Annotated in this window: 20 protein-coding genes; 14 read left to right on the forward strand and 6 right to left on the reverse strand. The window is 67.2% G+C overall.

Translation table 11 applies throughout. The features are described 5' to 3' along the window. The 5 genes from AB0C78_RS38190 to AB0C78_RS38210 all read left to right on the forward strand — a co-directional run. On the forward strand, positions 1-315 hold a 315-nt coding region (locus AB0C78_RS38190), incomplete at its 5' end, for a hypothetical protein (protein WP_360757935.1). 7 nt (positions 316-322) lie between these two features. Beyond that, entirely contained in the window at positions 323-778 is a 456-nt protein-coding gene (locus tag AB0C78_RS38195; protein ID WP_360757938.1) for a winged helix-turn-helix domain-containing protein, read from the forward strand. A gap of 49 nt (positions 779-827) precedes the next feature. After that, positions 828-1,373, forward strand: coding sequence for an HD domain-containing protein (locus AB0C78_RS38200; RefSeq protein ID WP_360757941.1), 546 nt, complete (start codon positions 828-830; stop codon positions 1,371-1,373). Positions 1,374-1,582: 209 nt separating this feature from the next. After that, positions 1,583-2,401 (forward strand): serine/threonine-protein kinase, encoded by an 819-nt coding sequence (locus AB0C78_RS38205; protein WP_360757944.1) that lies wholly within the window; start codon positions 1,583-1,585, stop codon positions 2,399-2,401. A 1-nt stretch (position 2,402) separates the two neighbouring features. Further along, positions 2,403-3,773: a hypothetical protein gene (locus tag AB0C78_RS38210; RefSeq protein ID WP_360757947.1), complete on the forward strand. Its 1,371-nt coding sequence runs from the start codon at positions 2,403-2,405 to the stop codon at positions 3,771-3,773. 5 nt (positions 3,774-3,778) lie between these two features. On the opposite strand, the gene AB0C78_RS38215 is transcribed toward AB0C78_RS38210, so the two are convergent. The 3 genes from AB0C78_RS38215 to AB0C78_RS38225 all read right to left on the reverse strand — a co-directional run bounded on the left by AB0C78_RS38215 (position 3,779) and on the right by AB0C78_RS38225 (position 5,917). After that, positions 3,779-4,561 (reverse strand): hypothetical protein, encoded by a 783-nt coding sequence (locus tag AB0C78_RS38215; RefSeq protein WP_360757950.1) that lies wholly within the window; start codon positions 4,559-4,561, stop codon positions 3,779-3,781. A gap of 134 nt (positions 4,562-4,695) precedes the next feature. After that, positions 4,696-5,172, reverse strand: coding sequence for an NUDIX domain-containing protein (locus AB0C78_RS38220; RefSeq protein WP_360757953.1), 477 nt, complete (start codon positions 5,170-5,172; stop codon positions 4,696-4,698). Position 5,173: 1 nt separating this feature from the next. Next, a complete protein-coding gene (locus AB0C78_RS38225; RefSeq protein WP_151544200.1) occupies positions 5,174-5,917 on the reverse strand; it encodes a helix-turn-helix transcriptional regulator in 744 nt (247 codons plus the stop codon). 178 nt (positions 5,918-6,095) lie between these two features. On the opposite strand from AB0C78_RS38225, the gene AB0C78_RS38230 reads away from it, so the two are divergent. From AB0C78_RS38230 to AB0C78_RS38255, 6 genes are all read left to right on the forward strand, one after another. After that, the gene (locus AB0C78_RS38230) at positions 6,096-6,320 is read left to right on the forward strand and encodes a hypothetical protein (RefSeq protein WP_360757956.1); all 225 of its coding nucleotides are present in this window, start codon (positions 6,096-6,098) and stop codon (positions 6,318-6,320) included. A 159-nt stretch (positions 6,321-6,479) separates the two neighbouring features. Beyond that, positions 6,480-6,668 (forward strand): hypothetical protein, encoded by a 189-nt coding sequence (locus AB0C78_RS38235; RefSeq protein ID WP_360757959.1) that lies wholly within the window; start codon positions 6,480-6,482, stop codon positions 6,666-6,668. A gap of 28 nt (positions 6,669-6,696) precedes the next feature. Beyond that, positions 6,697-7,041 carry a hypothetical protein gene (locus AB0C78_RS38240; protein ID WP_360757962.1) on the forward strand — a complete coding sequence of 115 codons (345 nt, stop codon included), beginning with the start codon at positions 6,697-6,699 and terminating at the stop codon, positions 7,039-7,041. Further along, positions 7,038-8,837: an FtsK/SpoIIIE domain-containing protein gene (locus AB0C78_RS38245; RefSeq protein WP_360757965.1), complete on the forward strand. Its 1,800-nt coding sequence runs from the start codon at positions 7,038-7,040 to the stop codon at positions 8,835-8,837. Before AB0C78_RS38240 ends, AB0C78_RS38245 begins: the two co-directional genes overlap by 4 nt. 157 nt (positions 8,838-8,994) lie before the next feature. Next, entirely contained in the window at positions 8,995-9,174 is a 180-nt protein-coding gene (locus AB0C78_RS38250) for a helix-turn-helix domain-containing protein (protein WP_151544195.1), read from the forward strand. Between the two features lie 118 nt (positions 9,175-9,292). Then, positions 9,293-10,435 (forward strand): tyrosine-type recombinase/integrase, encoded by a 1,143-nt coding sequence (locus tag AB0C78_RS38255; RefSeq protein WP_360757968.1) that lies wholly within the window; start codon positions 9,293-9,295, stop codon positions 10,433-10,435. 94 nt (positions 10,436-10,529) lie between these two features. Here AB0C78_RS38255 and AB0C78_RS38260 read toward each other — a convergent pair whose 3' ends face one another. Further along, positions 10,530-11,711 (reverse strand): MFS transporter, encoded by a 1,182-nt coding sequence (locus AB0C78_RS38260; RefSeq protein WP_360757971.1) that lies wholly within the window; start codon positions 11,709-11,711, stop codon positions 10,530-10,532. Positions 11,712-11,811: 100 nt separating this feature from the next. Between AB0C78_RS38260 and AB0C78_RS38265 the strand changes: the two genes are divergently transcribed. Next, positions 11,812-12,579 carry a helix-turn-helix transcriptional regulator gene (locus tag AB0C78_RS38265; protein ID WP_360757974.1) on the forward strand — a complete coding sequence of 256 codons (768 nt, stop codon included), beginning with the start codon at positions 11,812-11,814 and terminating at the stop codon, positions 12,577-12,579. Between the two features lie 31 nt (positions 12,580-12,610). Here AB0C78_RS38265 and AB0C78_RS38270 read toward each other — a convergent pair whose 3' ends face one another. Beyond that, positions 12,611-13,312, reverse strand: a complete 702-nt coding sequence (locus AB0C78_RS38270; RefSeq protein WP_360757977.1) for a hypothetical protein — start codon at positions 13,310-13,312, stop codon at positions 12,611-12,613. Between the two features lie 164 nt (positions 13,313-13,476). Between AB0C78_RS38270 and AB0C78_RS38275 the strand changes: the two genes are divergently transcribed. Beyond that, on the forward strand, positions 13,477-13,782 hold the full coding sequence (locus tag AB0C78_RS38275; protein WP_360757980.1) for a hypothetical protein: 306 nt from the start codon (positions 13,477-13,479) through the stop codon (positions 13,780-13,782). Between the two features lie 16 nt (positions 13,783-13,798). Here AB0C78_RS38275 and AB0C78_RS38280 read toward each other — a convergent pair whose 3' ends face one another. After that, positions 13,799-14,989, reverse strand: a complete 1,191-nt coding sequence (locus tag AB0C78_RS38280; RefSeq protein ID WP_360757983.1) for an MFS transporter — start codon at positions 14,987-14,989, stop codon at positions 13,799-13,801. A 106-nt stretch (positions 14,990-15,095) separates the two neighbouring features. Here AB0C78_RS38280 and AB0C78_RS38285 point away from each other — a divergent pair, with 106 nt between their 5' ends. Then, on the forward strand, positions 15,096-15,593 hold the full coding sequence (locus tag AB0C78_RS38285) for an Lrp/AsnC family transcriptional regulator (protein ID WP_360757984.1): 498 nt from the start codon (positions 15,096-15,098) through the stop codon (positions 15,591-15,593). Positions 15,594-15,622 lie beyond the last annotated feature (29 nt).

Below are 15,622 nucleotides of genomic sequence, written 5' to 3' on the forward strand. Positions count from 1 at the left end.
CCTCTGCCCACCCACCCCGGACTGTCACGAGGCCGCTGGCACCTCACCCGGCTCGCCCGCCGCCTGCGCCGGTACGACTGGACGACCGAACTTCGGATCGACGGACCGCACCCGATGTTGCGCGTGTACGCCGACAACGCCCCGACGATCGGCGAATCCGTCTCCGTCGTCTGGGGCAACGGCGCTTGGTGGTACCAGTCCAGCACCGGCATATGGCTGGCACGCTGCACACGCCCCCGCCTCGCCGCTGACAAGGTGACCGTCCTCCTCACCCCCTGGGTCGCCCTGGCGACGACCCGCTACAGGGACGAGTGACCCGGACATGACCCGCCGCACGGCACCGGGCACCTACGCCCGCATCGCTAACGCCCTACGCCAACGCATCGCAGACGGCACCTACGCCCCAGGGGACCAGCTCCCAGGCGAGGCCGCCCTCTGCGCCGAGTTCGGCGTCGCCCGCAACACCGTGCGGCGGGCCCTCTCCACCCTCGAAACCGACGGCCTCATCACCGCACGCCCCGGCGTAGGCCGATTCGTTCCTACCGCCAAACCGGCCGTACACACCAGGTACGAGAGCATCGCCTCAGACCTACGGCGCCATATCGAGAGCGGTCACTACCGTCCAGGCGATCTACTGCCGAGCGAAGCCCGACTCGCCAAGCGCTACGGTGTATCGCGTCACACGGCCCGCCACGCCCTCACGGCTCTAGAAGAAGCCGGCCTCGTGACCTGTGTCCACGGCAAGGGACGCTACGTCAGCCAAGACGTCCCTAGATGATCCGCGCGTGCCCGTGGACGTCCACGCAGTTCCCCGTAGCGTCCAACCCATGAAGAACACCGCAGCATGGGCAAGCGAACTCGCGGGCAAGCATCTGGAGACCACACTCCCCCGCCGCTGGGCGCACACCCAGGGCGTTGCCCGGCAAGCCCGCACGCTCGCCCCTATCCTCGGCGACAAGGCCGACCTCCTAGAGGCCGCCGCATGGCTTCACGACATCGGCTACGCCCCCGACCTCGTCGGGACGGGCTTCCACCCGCTGGACGGCGCCCGTTACCTCCGGGACACCCACTACGCCGACGATCACCTTTGCCGCCTGGTGGCCCATCACTCTTGCGCCCTCATCGAGGCCCGCGAGCGACAGCTCGCTACCGTCCTCTCGCAAGAGTTCGGAGACACACCTCCGAAGCTGAGCGACCACTTGATCTACTGCGACATGACCACGAGTCCAAACGGGAACTTGGTACACGTTGAGAGCCGCCTCCTGGAGATCAGGCGTCGTTACGGCTCAGGCCATGTCGTCAGCACGGCCATCAGTCGAGCCACCCCCCTCCTGACGGGCGCCGTAGAGAGAGTGCAGCAGCGCTTGCCCTGACCTCTCGCTCCACGAATGTGTCACTTCCTACCGAATATGTAGACTTCGGTCGCAAGACCGGTCAAAAGGGACAGTGCTCACCAAGTCCCCGGTTTTGATCATGATTGAGGAACCTTCCCAGGCGTCCCTTCCGCCCAGTAAGTCGCCAACGACCCCTCAGGGGATGTATAACCTGGTACAGGAAGGCGTCCAGGACACGCGGGGCACTTGTGGATCAACAGTTCACTGCAAGCCAGGTCGAGCACGCAGTCGGCAGCGCTCAAGTCACATACCTGGGCACAGGCGCGTTCGGCGAGACTTGGAGGGTACGCGTCTCCGAAGAAGACGCCGCGTACAAGATCATTTATCGAGATGATGCAAGCCTGGAGCGACTCAAGCGCGAGATCGAAAGCTACCGCCGAGTCACCTCACCCAACGTCGTGCGCCTAGATAATGCCCTACTCCTCTCGATCGTCGACAAGAGGCTACCCACGCTTGTCTTCGAGTACATCGATGGCGGAGACCTGTCTCAGGCTATTACGAAGAAGACGGCAAATTCGGACGAGCTGCAAGAGCTTGCTCGTGGCCTCCTCAATGGCATCCTTGCTCTCCACAGCGCCGAATTGCTTCACAGGGATCTCAAGCCGGCGAACATAGCTCTGAGAGGTGGAGATTACACGCGCCCCGTGATCCTGGACTTGGGTCTAGCCAAGCTAATGGATGTTGAATCTATTACGAGGTACCCGCAGCGCGTCGGAACGCCTATGTACATGGCCCCAGAGCAGTTGCGTGGGGAACGCGCTCTCAAAGCTAGTGATCTTTGGGCTGTCGGGGTAATACTCTATGAAGCCGCTACCGGCCAGCATCCCTTCGTTACGCCCAACGAAACGATTACCTGGGACGAATTTTTTGAGCGCCTAAAGAGAGACATATCAATACCAAGCCACGTCCCAGATGTAATCACTGACCTAATAACTCGAAGCCTCTCAGAGCAGGCCTATAAGCGCGGCACGGTCGCCAAGGCTATTGACAGGTTGAAGGGACGATAAAATGGCACAAGAAGACGAGCTGAGGTTCGTAGTCGACTCTGACAACGTCGATGCTCCCGCAGCGGAAGAAATTAGCGAAGAGCTGTTTAGCCTCGATCAAGAAGTCGACCAGGACGCATCGGGTCCCGATTCTCCTCAAGACGCCGACCGCCTCGTGCAAGCACGGGAGGCTCTGCGTGGCGGAAAGCCCATCTTCCTTGTCCAGCGAAGCCATCAGCATTCAGCCATCATTCCGACACTGTTGCAGGAGGTTTCATCCCGCCACACCGACACACTTAGTCTTGGCGTTGTCGCACCGATGCCACGTATGCGCCCCAAAGGGCCATCAAGTGTTGAAAACCTCTTTAGAAACACAGCTGCCACCGCACCTATCCAGATCGCTGACCCTGAATGCTTCGCACGCCTAGATTCTTATGGAGACACTCTCAAAGCCCAACGCGACGACAAGCCGTACGTTGGCAATTCTACGGCTTCTAAATGGGACTACTTCAATCGTCCCCTGTCGGCAGGTTGGGAGCCCGAATGGGTGGCCGAGGTAGTCGAAACGCAACGTGCTCAGGGAGCGACAGTTCTCCTGACCCCTGGCCTTTGGATGGACCCTGCGGAGCGAGTGCAGAGTCTCAGCGTACTCCGGGATACCGTCAATTGGTCCCGGCAAACGATCTCAAGCCAAGAAAACCTCGCTGTAAATATAACGATCCCGAGTTCTTGGCTAACCACTGAACGTCTGCGCGAGTATCTGCTGGCGGAAATGCTTGACCTCGACGAGGATGTCTTTTATGTCCGCGTTCGCTGGCCTCTCCTCAGCCAGCCATATGGACAAATGATTGTGCCCGAAATACTAGACGGTTATATGGAACTTGCAGCCGTCTGCGAAGAGAACGACAAGGTGCTGATTCTTCCTAACACGTCGATGACGGGCTGGCTGTCGCTGGCTTGGGGAGCGAACGGCTTTTCCACCGGCATCGGTTCAGGAGAACGAGCCTTCGCGGATACCAAAGTCATCAAAATCAAAAGGACGACTCCGCGACCGGCCCCCACAAATCGTACCTTCAACACGAGCCTTCTACACGTGGTCGATCTACAGACCGAGCGACTGCTTGCAGACCTACCCGATTATCGGGCATGCCAATGCGAGTTCTGCAGGACGCAGATCCCCGGAACCTGGGACAAGGGTAAGGCCGGAGCACACTACCTTCAGGCCGTTGCAGATACGATAGCTTCTTCATCACGACATCCGCGTGGAGCACGTGCCGGCAGTCGTTCAGTGGTTAGGCAGGCTCTAGCTTTTAAAGAGGCCGCAGACCCTCCAGTCCCACTGGAGGGTGCGAATGCCCCTAAACACCTGGACGTCTGGTTCGCGCGTTTGTAGCTTAGTCAGGACACGGAATTCCGAGGATCTTCTCCGGAACTGGTCGAAACCAAGCGGCCAAAGACGTGGCCCCAAGCGCCCGCATTCCCGCCGGACTCACGGATGGCGGCAACACGCTCCGCCACCACGAACCTTGCATTTCCCCATTTCGTTCGCTCTGAGGCTTCGAACTTAACCGCCAGAGTGTCCTGATCTCCTGGGTTGTTGGCAACGGAGATTAGTCCAACACCAGCATGCCTGAGGGAGCGATAAATTGATTGTCGATTCTTGGGGATCTTAGTCACATCCATAGCAAGGTAGGCCTTATTTGCAAATTCAGTATACGAAGCAGCCTGCATTAGTCCGCGCTGCCACTCGCTACGCTTTACCTCGATGGCATTGATAGAAGCCGTGGGACTCTTGTAGCGATACGTGCACATCCATTCTCGCTCATTGATTCTGTTGACCCATCCCAAGTCGACCAAGCTAGGGAGTATGCGCCGCCGAAGATGAGACCTCGAATAGAGAGTCTTCTCTGCCAGGTCTGTCGTCGTGAAAACCGAGGAATCCTGTGCCTGAGACATGGCTACGAGCACTTCTAAGCTCGACCTTTCCTGAACAGGCTGCACTCCCCAGACATTTCTCTGCTCCAGCGCATGCTCATCAAAGATAACAAGAACTATATCGACAACACCCTTTGGTGACTGCACTTCATAAAAGTGCTCCCACTTGTCATCCTTGGACAAGAAGTGAGATACGTTATCAACTATAGGGCGAAGCATGTCGGCTTCGCGGATGAAACTACTCATTTCCTCGCCATCTATACTGTCTAACTGTATGATACACGAGGATAGAGCACACCACCGACAGTACGCTAAATAATAGGCGCGATTTCTATGCTGCAATATAGTGTGGGCAGGCTAAGCGAAACAGGCTGAGTCTCCTAGCTCAATACAGGGCCAACTTTTTGTTCCAGATAGTCGACGATCCGTAGGCGCATCGATGCATGCATTTTCTTAGTTGGCGCCTGCGCTTTGGGAATCCAAGACACCTCGTACGACTCTTCGCTGGTTTCAAGGTCCCCGCCCCTCGGAGAGCCACTCAGCAAGATTGAGAATTCTTGGCGCACTTCATCATTACTCGTGTAATGAATGACATGCTTTGGGTCGCTGTAGATGCCGACTAGTCCGGTGATCTCTACGTCGATACCGGTTTCTTCTTTGGTTTCGCGGATGGCGGCTTGGGTGACGGACTCACCTAGATCTATCGCGCCGCCTGGTAGGGCCCAATTGTCGTTGTCGGTGCGGCGGATCATGAGGATCTCGCCGTTGTTGTTCTCTACGACAACGTTGACGGCTGGGACGAGGCTGTTGGCCTCGGGGGCGTTGGGGTCGTCGTAGTAGTCGATCCTGCGGCCCATGTCAGTCCCCCGGGATGGGGGTGGCGTTTTCCCAGACGCGTTCGAAGCTGTCGAGGTAGGTGTTCACCAGGTCGCCGCCGGCTATGCGGCGTAGGTGCCAGACGGGGGCGAGTGCGGCTGTGATGCCGTAGACGTGGGTGTTGACCAAGAGCTGGTCGTCGGCGCGGTAGATGGAGTTGTAGAGCACCGTGTTGTGGTAGCGGAACTCGACTCCGTCTTGTTTGCGCAGGTTCTTGTAGAGGACGAGGGCGTTGCGGATTTTGGCGGCTTGCGCGTCGCCTACGCCCTCGTCTGCGCCGCGTTCGGCAACCTGGGGGCTGTCGGGGTCACCGAGGAGGATGCGGACGCGGACACCAGCTTTGGCTTTCTCGGCGAAGGTGCGTTGGATGCCGGAGTCTTCGGAGAGGAAGAGGCCGGAGTAGACCAGGACGCCGATGTCTTCCTTGGCTGTGGCGAACAGACGTCCCCATGCGTCCCTAGGAACCATGGTGCGGCGCGGGTAGATGGTGACCAGTTCGCTGCTGGAGGCCGCGGTGACTTGCTCGTTGGTGAGCGCGTCGGGCCAAAGGAACGTCTCGTCAACGCCCAGGCGTGAAGCCACTGCGTAGCGGTGCCGCCGGTAGGGGGTGCGGTCCTTGGTGATCCACCGTTCCACGGTCTTTTGGTCGACGCCGATCGACTCTGCGAGCGTGGCGATGGTCAGGCCCTGCTCTAGCAGTGTGGCGCGTAGGCGTTCGTTCGGCATGCACCCGTCCGGATCGCGGGACGTCCTGGGACGCGGTCAACCCTATGAGGACGTCGTGAACACGTCCAGTCATGTAGTGATCTCGTCCCGCTGGTCACGCGCACTCTCTTTCTCGTAGCCCGCTGAACGCCCGAGCCGCCCCCGCCGGACACGGGCCGTACGAGAGGAGTGATCGCACATGATCCTCGTTCTGGCATCGATCATCGCCGTGTTCCTCGCTGGTTCCACCTGCGGCATCTTCGCCATGCTCGTCATCGGCATCCACGCCGAAGAGCGCCGCGTGATGCGGAACCGCTCCAACCCGACCCGTCCCGACTCCTCCCGCGCCGGCGCCGTATCGCGACACCTGCTCACCACGCGCACGTGCGACGAGGCTCCGACGCGCGTCCCGGCGGGTCGATGAGCGTGCGGATGCCGCGCCTCATCACCGGTCACCGCTGCCCGTGCGGCGCGCGCGTCGACCCCGGCAACCGCAGGTGCCGCAAGTGCCGCGCTCGCGCCCGTTGGCTGCGGCGCGGACGCGGCCACCGGCACCCCGACCTGTGGCCGCAGGGGTGAGCGAGTGAACGTCTCGATTCCGCTGGTCGCCATCCTCGGCGCGGTGGTGTGGCTCGCGTGGCGCTACATGGGCTTGCGCGCGTGGCACGTCGTGGTGTGCCTGCTGTTCGGGTTCTTCCTCGCCGCGACCAGCGCCGCGCCGGACATCCGCCGGCTGGTGACCGTCCTCGTCCAGTCCCTGTCTCAGAACTGACGTCCCGCTTGAAGGGAGTGATGCCCCAGTGCCCGACATCCCTCAGCACGTCAAGATCGACCTTCAGGGGGTCCGTGCCCGCAACCTCGCCGCCCGTGAAATCGTCTCCGCTCTGTCGGAGGCCATGCCCTACATCGCCGATCTGTGGCTTCGCCTCAATTCCGCGCTCGCCGACTCCCCCGCCCTCGTCTCCGAACTGTCCCGGCTCACGGCCGAACTGGTGAAGGCGCGCCGGGACCGCGCGAACCTGGCAGCGGCAGGACGCGCCACCCTCAAGGCCGCACGCGACGCCGATCCCGATCCGCTGTACTACCTGCGCGATGAGCTGCGCGCGCAAGGGCACCTTCCGCCCGACTCGTGGGGGCGTTCATGAGCCGGTCACGGCAGATGCGGCGGCACGCACAGAAGATGCGCCGCAACGGGCTCCAGCCGATGGTCATCATCGACCGTGACGACCAGTTCCCCGACGTCGCCGCTGTGCTGGTGGCTCGGGCGCTGTGGCGGTACCGGTCGGAACTCGCTCCCCTGTACCTGGTGACCGCGCTCGCCGTCTCGGGCATCGTCCTGCACGTCGCACGTCCGCACTGGTGGCCGTACCTGCTCGCCGTCGCGACTGTGGCCGCATGGGTGCTGGCGATGTTCGGCGACCGGTTCGGCCTCACCCTGCGCATGGAACGGCTCTACGGCGCGGCCGTGGTCATGGGTGCCGGTGGGTGGCTGGCTGCGGTGACCGCGCTCGGTATCGCGTTCTCGCCGCTCCCCCAGGTGCTCGCCGTAGGCGGGTTCGTGCTCGCCGTGCCGTGGTGGGTACATCGGCGCCGGCGCGCCAAGGTGCGTGTCGACCGACAGATCGCGGCATGGCCTGAGATCGCCCAGTCGATCGGGCTCGCCGGCTCGCGCGCGCAGTCCGCTGTGGTGGACGTGTGGGGATGGCGTGCGCGGTTCGCGCTCGCTCGTGGCCAGACCATCCAGGACGTCACCGCGAAAGTGCCCGCGATCGAATCGGCGCTCGGGACGTTCCGCGGCGCGGTGCGCGTCTTCCCCACGCGCGACGACAAGGCCAACCGGTTCGAACTCCGGGTGCTCAACACCGACCCGCACGCCGATGCGATCCCGTGGCCTGGGCCGTCCGTCTCATCCATTACCGAGCCGATCGACCTCGGGCCGTTCGAGGACGCGACCAGCGCGCGCGTTCTGCTGCTGCGACGTCACGGACTCATCGGAGGCGTAGCCGGCTCGGGAAAGAGCGGCGGCATCAACGTCCTGATGGGCAATCTCAGCGCGTGCCGCGACGTGGTCATCTGGGCCATCGACCTCAAGCGCGGCATGGAGTTGCAGCCGTGGGCGTCCTGTATCGATCGGCTCGCCACCACACCCGAGCAAGCCCGCGCCATGCTGCGCGACGCCGTCACGATTCTCGAGGCGCGCGCCGAGTGGCTCACGGCGAACGGGCGGCGCGTGTGGGATCCGGCGCCCGAGTTGCCCGCGCTCGTCATCGTTGTGGACGAGTACGCCGAACTCGCCGACGACGCGCCCGACGCGGCGAGCGACACGGACTCGATCGCGCGCCGTGGACGTGCGGTCGCCGTGACGCTCATCGCGGCCACGCAGCGCCCCACACAGAAGGCCATGGGCAAGGGCGCCGTCCGCTCGCAAATGGACGTCCGGGTGAGCTTCCGCGTCCGCGAACGCAAAGACGTCGACCTCATCCTTGGGCAAGGGATGCTCAACGCCGGATGGCACGCCCACACCCTCAACGCCCCCGGCAAGTTCCTGCTGTCCGCACCCGAACACGACACGCCCCGACGAGGCCGCGCCTACCTGCTCACCGATGACGCGGTGAGCGAGGCCGCACAGCGACACGAGGCTCTGCGCCCCGTCCTGGACGAGGTCTCGCGGCGCGCGCTGGACGAGGCCGCTACGCCGCTTCTACAGCCCGTCTCAGCGGCGTCCGTCCCGCTGAGGCCGTCTAGGGAAGACCGCGCCGAGAGCGTCCTGAGAAAGGCTCTAGAGGGCGCGCCGGACGAAGGGCTTCCGATCGCACACCTGCTCATGATCACCGAGATGAGCCGGCCCACCCTCTACCGGCGGCTCAACGAGCTGGTGAAGACCGGCCGCGCCGTCCAGGTCGGACGAGGCCGCTACAAGGCGCCCGACCACACTCCGTGATCGTCTCAACGTCTCGTCTCACGCGCGCGCCTGCACGTAAGGAGCCGAGAGACGCCCTTGAGACGAGACGAAGACGAGCACCCACCGTAGCCAAGGAGATGATCGCCAACCCACATCGCACACGCCCCTGGCACACCGCCTCGGGCGAGAGGAGGTGGTGACCGTGCAGGCGTACACCGTCGAGCAAGTGGCCGAGATCCTCAACATCGGCCGGGACAAGGTCTACTTCCTGATCCGCACCGGCCAACTCCACAGCATCAAGATCGGCAAGCTGCGCCGCATCACTGACCGGCACCTCGCCGAGTTCGTCACCTCCCTCGAGGAGGCCAACCGCTGACAACCGCCGGGAGGCCCGTCCCGCACATGACCGCGAACGGACCTCCCACACGAGGGACGTCTAGGGACGTCTTGAGTTATGGTCAGTGGTGACCTCGACCGACACGAGGAGGGATCCCTTGTCCAAGATCCTCATCGGCAAGTACGAGGGGACGATCTACCCGGAAGGTAACGGCTACACGGGAGCCGTCGCGCTCGGCTTCGGACCGGACGGCAAGCGCAAGCGGCTCAAGAGGAAGGGGCCGACCAAGGCGGCCGTCAAAGACAAGCTCATCGAAGCCCTGGACGAGCTTGAGAAGGGCGTGAAGCCCGATCCCCACTACTACGTGACGAACGCGGTCAACGACTTCCTCGCCGCGTTCGCCAAGACGGGCAAGTCACCGTCGACCAGCGGAACTTACCGGTCGCTCGCGGATCACCAGCTCATCCCGTTCATCGGCCGGATCCGCTTGAAAGACCTCACGGCGGACGACGTCGAGAGGTGGCTCAACGGGCGATCGGAACACCTCACCTCGTCCACCCTGGGACTCGTCCACGCACTGCTCAAGCGCGTGATCCATCGAGCGGCGCGGCATGACAAGGTCGGCCGTAACGTGGCGACCCTGGTCGATACGCCGATGGGCAAGCCAGGGCGCAAGTCCCGCTCGCTGTCTCTGGAACAGGCCAGAGCAGTGCTCGCGGAGGCGAGCAAGCCCGAACATCGGATCGGGGCGTACGTCATCCTCGCGATCGTCTCGGGCCTCCGCACCGAGGAGCTCCGCAAGCTCAAGTGGAGCGCTGTGGATCTCGATACGGCGACTGTCTACGTCCTGCGTTCCGACAGGTACCAGGAAGAGACGAAGACTCTCATGAGCCGGCGAGGTCTCGGCATCGCCGAGATGGGGGTTGAGGCTCTCCGGAGCCTGCGCAAGCGGCAGGCCGAGGAGCGCCTGAGGGCAGGCGAGGAGTACGAGGACCACGATCTCGTCTTCTGCCACGAGAACGGGGCGCCGTACTCCTCAGGGCAAGTCCGCCTCCGCTTCCGCAAGATCCTGGAAGCGGCCGGCATCGACGGGGAGGCGTGGTGCCCCCGCGAACTGCGCCACACGTTCGTGTCGCTCATGAGCGATCACGGCGTGCCGATCGAGCGCATCAGCGACCTCGTCGGGCACAAGAACACGACGATCACCCAGACCATCTACCGTCACCAACTCAGGCCCGAGATCCGCGACGGTGCCCAGCACATGAACGAGATTTTCGGAAGCAAGAACAAGCTCGCGTAGGCGTGTAGCTCCCATGACAGCTCCCCCGGACCTGGACGCAGCATCGCGACCCGCTCTGACCTGGATCGCCTCAAGATCGCTCATTAAGGAAGAGCTAACGGTGGAGTGAGGGGGTGGGGGTGTCGGGGGCGGTGGTGGGGGTTTCGAGGGGGGTGGGTTCTTGGAGGAGGCGGGCGAGGAGCCAGGCGGCGGCGGGGACGGCGATCAGCGGGAGCAGGGCGGCGCGGGGGGACGCGGCGTCGGCGAGCGCGCCCACGGCGGGGCTGGCGATACCGCCGGCGCTGACGGCGAGGCCGAGGGTGACGCCGCTGGCGGTGCCGACGCGGCGCGGCAGGTAGTCCTGGCCGAGCGTCACCTGGATCGAGAACGGGGTGTAGAGGGCGATCGCGGTGAGCGCGACGAACACGTAGATCGCGTAGGAGGGGGCGAGCGCGACGCCCGCGACCGCCGGGACGGCGAGCAGGTAGGAGGCGCGGAGCGTCCGCACGCGGCCCAGGGTCGCGGCGAGCCGGCCGCCGAGGACGGTTCCGACGGCGCCGCCGGCGAACAGGACGAACAGGGCGACCGCTCCGGCGTCGGAGCCGCCGCCGGTCCGCTGGCGCGCGACGACGGCGAGCAGGGTGCTGAGGCCGAAGAAGACGACCGAGCGGCACAGCACGACCAGGGAGAGCCGGACGAACATCGGCCAGTCGTCGCGTCCGTCGGACGTGGTCTTCCTCGCCGCCGCGCCGGCCGTGCGGCGCCGCATCGCGGTGAGGCTGAGCGCCGTCCCGAGGACGGCCGGGGCCGCGAGCCACGGCGTGGCGTGCAGGCCGCCCGCCGCGAGGACGGGCGTGACCAGCAGCGGGGCGGCGGCGAAGCCGATGTTGCCGCCGAGCGAGAACCAGCTCATCCCGGCGTGGTCGCCGCCGGTCACGGCGCGCGCGATCCGCGCCGACTCGGGGTGGTAGGCGGCCACGCCGAGACCGGACACCGCGATCGCGGCCCAGGTCAGGGCGTACGCGTCGGACACTCCGGACAGCGCGACGCCGAGCCCGGCGGCGCCCGTCCCGGCGGGCACGAGCCACGGCATCGCCCAGCGGTCGGTCAGCATCCCGAACGCGGGCTGGACGACGGAGGACAGCAGCGTGGCGGCCAGCACGATCCCGGACGCGGCGACGTAGCTGTAGTGCCGCCCGGTGACGAGGAACGGGACGATCGCGGGGACGGCGCCCTGGTAGACGTCGACGCAGGCGTGTCCGGCCGACAGCAGCGCGACGGGGCCTCTGCGGTTCATACCGGCAGCCTCGCGCCCGACGCCTCTGTCGCGCTTCCGATATTTGGCCAACTTGTATCGCTGTTCCGCCATTGTCGGTGCCCGTGCGTACCCTGACCCGATGACCCGCTACACCCCGCGCGCGAGCACGGGCCTGCGGCTCCTGCCGCCCGGCGGCGAGATCGACGCGCACCGCCACGACGACCACCAGCTCGCCTACGCGGGCTCCGGCGTCCTGTCGGTCACGACCGACGCCGGTATCTGGCTCGCGTCGCCGGCGCGCGCGCTGTGGATCCCCGCCGGGACGGTGCACGAGCACCGCTCGTTCGGCGGCGCCGACCTGCGGCTCATCGGGATCCCGGCGCCGCGCGACCCGCTCGGCCTCGCCCGCCCCGCCGTCCTCGGGGTGGACGCGCTGCTTCGCGAGCTGGTCGTGGCCTGTACCGACGTCCCCGCCGAGGAGCGGGACGGCGCCGAATGGCTGCGGCTGCGGGACGTCCTGCTCGACCGCGTCGCGCGCGCCCCCAGGTACGCCGACTACGTCCCCTCCGCCCGGGACCCGCGCCTCGCCGCCGTGTGCCGGATGCTGTGCGACGACCCCGCCGACGACCGGACGCTCGCCGAACTCGGCGCGCGCGCAGGAGCCGGCGAGCGCACCCTCACCCGGCTGTTCCGCGCCGAACTCGGCATGACGTTCCCGCAGTGGCGCGCCCAGCTGCGCCTGCACCACGCCATGGTCCTGCTCGCCGAGGGCCTTCCGGTGACGACCGTCGCGCACCGGTCCGGATGGGCGTCCGCCAGCGCGTTCATCGACGCGTTCCGCCGCACCTTCGGCCACACGCCCGGCACGCACCGCGCCCGCGTCGACGGGCGCCTCCTGCTCCGCTGACCTCCCGCGCGCGCCCCCGGACCGCCTGTGATCAGGCGCGGAGCCGCCGGCGGCGCGGGGCCGCCGCCCTCCACAGCTCGGCCGGCGTCCGGACGAGCCGCAGGACGTGCAGGTCGCGCGGCCGGATCGCCGTGCCCGCGAACGTCGCGTACGGAAGCGCGCAGTACAGCAGCCCAAGCAGGGCACCCATCCACGGCTCGGCGAGCAGGCCCGCCACGATCACCCCGCACCAGGCCAGCTCGGCGCGCACCGTCCGGCGGCGCGGCGGCAGGGCGCGGCCGCCCACCCGCGCCACGACGGTCTCGGCGGGCGCGGCGTCCGGCCGCAGCCGCGCCGCGAGCATCGCCAGGTCCGCGTCGTCGATCCGCGACCGCGCCGGCACCGCCTCCGCGACCAGCAGCGCGTACCCGGCGCCGCGTCCCGACCCCGACGGGTCCTCGAAGTGCGCGTGCCGGGCCAGGTCCAGCGCCTGCAGGACGGGCAGGTCCGCCGGGACGAGGTCGAGCAGCCCGAGCCCGCGCTCGCGGGCGTACGACGCCGCCGCGCGCCGCACGTCCTCCGGCACCTCGACCCCGGCGGCCACCAGCGGCCGGTAGCCGTCCAGCACGTGCAGGGCGCGGACGGGCGGCAGCCGCCGCAGCCCGCCGATCCGGCGCCGCAGCCGCAGCGCGTCCACGACCATCGCCAGCGCCGCCAGCGCCAGCGCGATGTGCACCGCGTCGAGCAGTCCCACCCGTCACCTCCAGCCTCGCCGTCGGCGCATCGTCCCAGCGCACAGGGGTGCGCGGACATGCAGGCGGCGGCGAACCCGGCGGGCGCGCTTGTCAGCGAACTCACAAGCCGCCCCCTCGCCCGGCGGCCCAGCGCCTAGGATGAGGCGCCGGGGAGGTGGTGGACGTGGACGCGCCGCACATGTCGTTCCCGCCGGACGGCTGCTCCTACGAGGTCCGCTACACGCTGGGCCGCCGCGGCACGGGCCTGGAGGCGTTCGCCGACGAGTTCGACCTCGGGCGCTGGTTCGTCCTGATGGCCGAGGAGGGCGTGTTCGCCCCGGTGGAGTTCTCCGTCCCCGACGAGGACGGCCGCAACGGCTTCCAGATCTTCTGCGTGTCCGACGGCGCCCGGGTCCCGATCAGCTACTTCCACCCGCGTCTCGTCCGGGGCCGCATCGAGGGCGCGCGCGCCGCCGTCCCGAACCCCTGACCCGCGACCCGCGCCGCTACGCGCGCGCGGGGCGCCGGAGCACGGCCGCCGCGAGGACCGCCAGGCCGCAGAACGTCCCGGCGAGCACCCCGTACCCGGCCGCGGACATGATGACGGTGGACAGCAGCCCGGCCGCGGCGGCGATCGTCCACACGGCCGCGTCCACCGAGCCCTCGACGTCCGCGCGCGCGGGCTCGGGCAGCTCGCGGGCGAGCCGCCCGCTGCCGCCGACGAAGCACAGGTTCCACGCGTAGCCGAGCCCGAACAGCGCTGCGGCGCGGGCCCAGGCGCCGTCCCCGGCCGCCGCCAGGCCCGTCGACGCGGCGAGCGCCGCGATCCCGGCGAGCATCACCGGGCGCGCCCCGTACCGGTCGACCAGCCGGCCCGTCACCGGTGACAGCGCGAACATCCCCAGCGTGTGCGCGGACAGCGTCATCCCGACCATGCCGAGCCCGTCGCCGTGCATCCGCATCGCGACCGGCGCGGCCGTCATGACCGCGACCATGACGACCTGTGCCGTGGCCATCACCACCAGCGCGGAACGCGTCACCGGCCCTTGGAATAGGTCGCGCACCGAGATGCGGTGACCCGCCTCCGGCGCGTCGATAGCGGGCGCCGCCGGGCCGGACGCGACCGCCGCGATCGCGGCGACCGCGGTGGTCAGGAACGCGGCCAGGAACGGGCCCGCGAGGGACGGCAGGCCCAGCCCGCGCGCGACCCCGCCGGACGGGTCGAGCAGCAGCGGCCCGCCGACCGCGCCGACGGCGGCGGACCAGACGACGACGCCGATCGCGGAGCCGCGCCGTCCCGGCGGGTACAGCTCGGCCGCCGCGTACCGCGAGAGCTGCGCGCCCGCGTTGCCGAGGCCGAGCAGCACCATGCCCGCGCACAGGGCGACCAGGTCGCCGCGCGCGACGCCGCCGGCGGCGAGGCAGGCGCCGGCCGCCGCGGCGAGATACCCGCCGGCCAGCACCGCGCGGCGGCCGAGGCGGCGCGCCAGCCGGGTGAGCGCGAGCGCGCCGGCCCCCGTGCCGACGATCCCGGCGGTGGCGGGGACGCCGCCCCAGCCGGTGCCCAGCCGGTCCGCGGCGGACAGGGTGCCCGCCGCGCTCGCCATCGACATCGCCGCGTTCATGAGAGCGGTCCCCGCGCACAGCGCCGCCATCGGACGCGCCCGCACCGGGCGCGCGCTCAAAATCTGATCCATGCCCTCGACGCTAGAAAGGCCCGGCGCCGGGATGAATGGGCGATCTACGGTGTTCGCACGGACCCGCCTCTCGTTCGCAAGCGAAATCCGGAAAGGAGCCTTTCGGATGGATCGGGACCTCGACCAGACGGACTGGCGCATCATCGCCGAACTCCAGCGCGACGGGCGGCTGTCGTTCAACCGGCTCGCCGCCCGCGTCAACCTGTCGGCGCCCGCGGTGGCCGAGCGGGTCCGGCGGCTGGAGGAGACCGGCGTGATCACCGGCTACCAGGCGCGGATCGACCCGGCCCGGGTCGGGCAGCCGCTCACCGCGTTCGTGCAGATGCGCTGCGCCCTCGGCCGCTGCCTGCTGAAGACCACCACCGCCGAGGACCTGCCCGAGGTCACCGAGGTGCACAAGCTCAGCGGGAACTGGTGCTCGATGCTCAAGGTGCGGGTCGCGTCCATGCCGCACCTCGAAGGGCTGCTGGAACGGCTCGGCGAGCACGGCGAGATGAACTCCCACATCGTGCTGTCGACCGCGTACGAGGCGCGCGCCGTCGAGCCCCCGGCGCCGGAGTCCCGCACGGTGACCGCCTCGGAGGGCTGGACCCGCCGGCCGTGAGACGAAGCGTCAGCGCGCCGGGTGCGGCG

The organism is Actinomadura sp. NPDC048394 (genome assembly GCF_040651755.1).
In the GTDB taxonomy this organism is placed as follows: domain Bacteria; phylum Actinomycetota; class Actinomycetes; order Streptosporangiales; family Streptosporangiaceae; genus Spirillospora; species Spirillospora montaniterrae.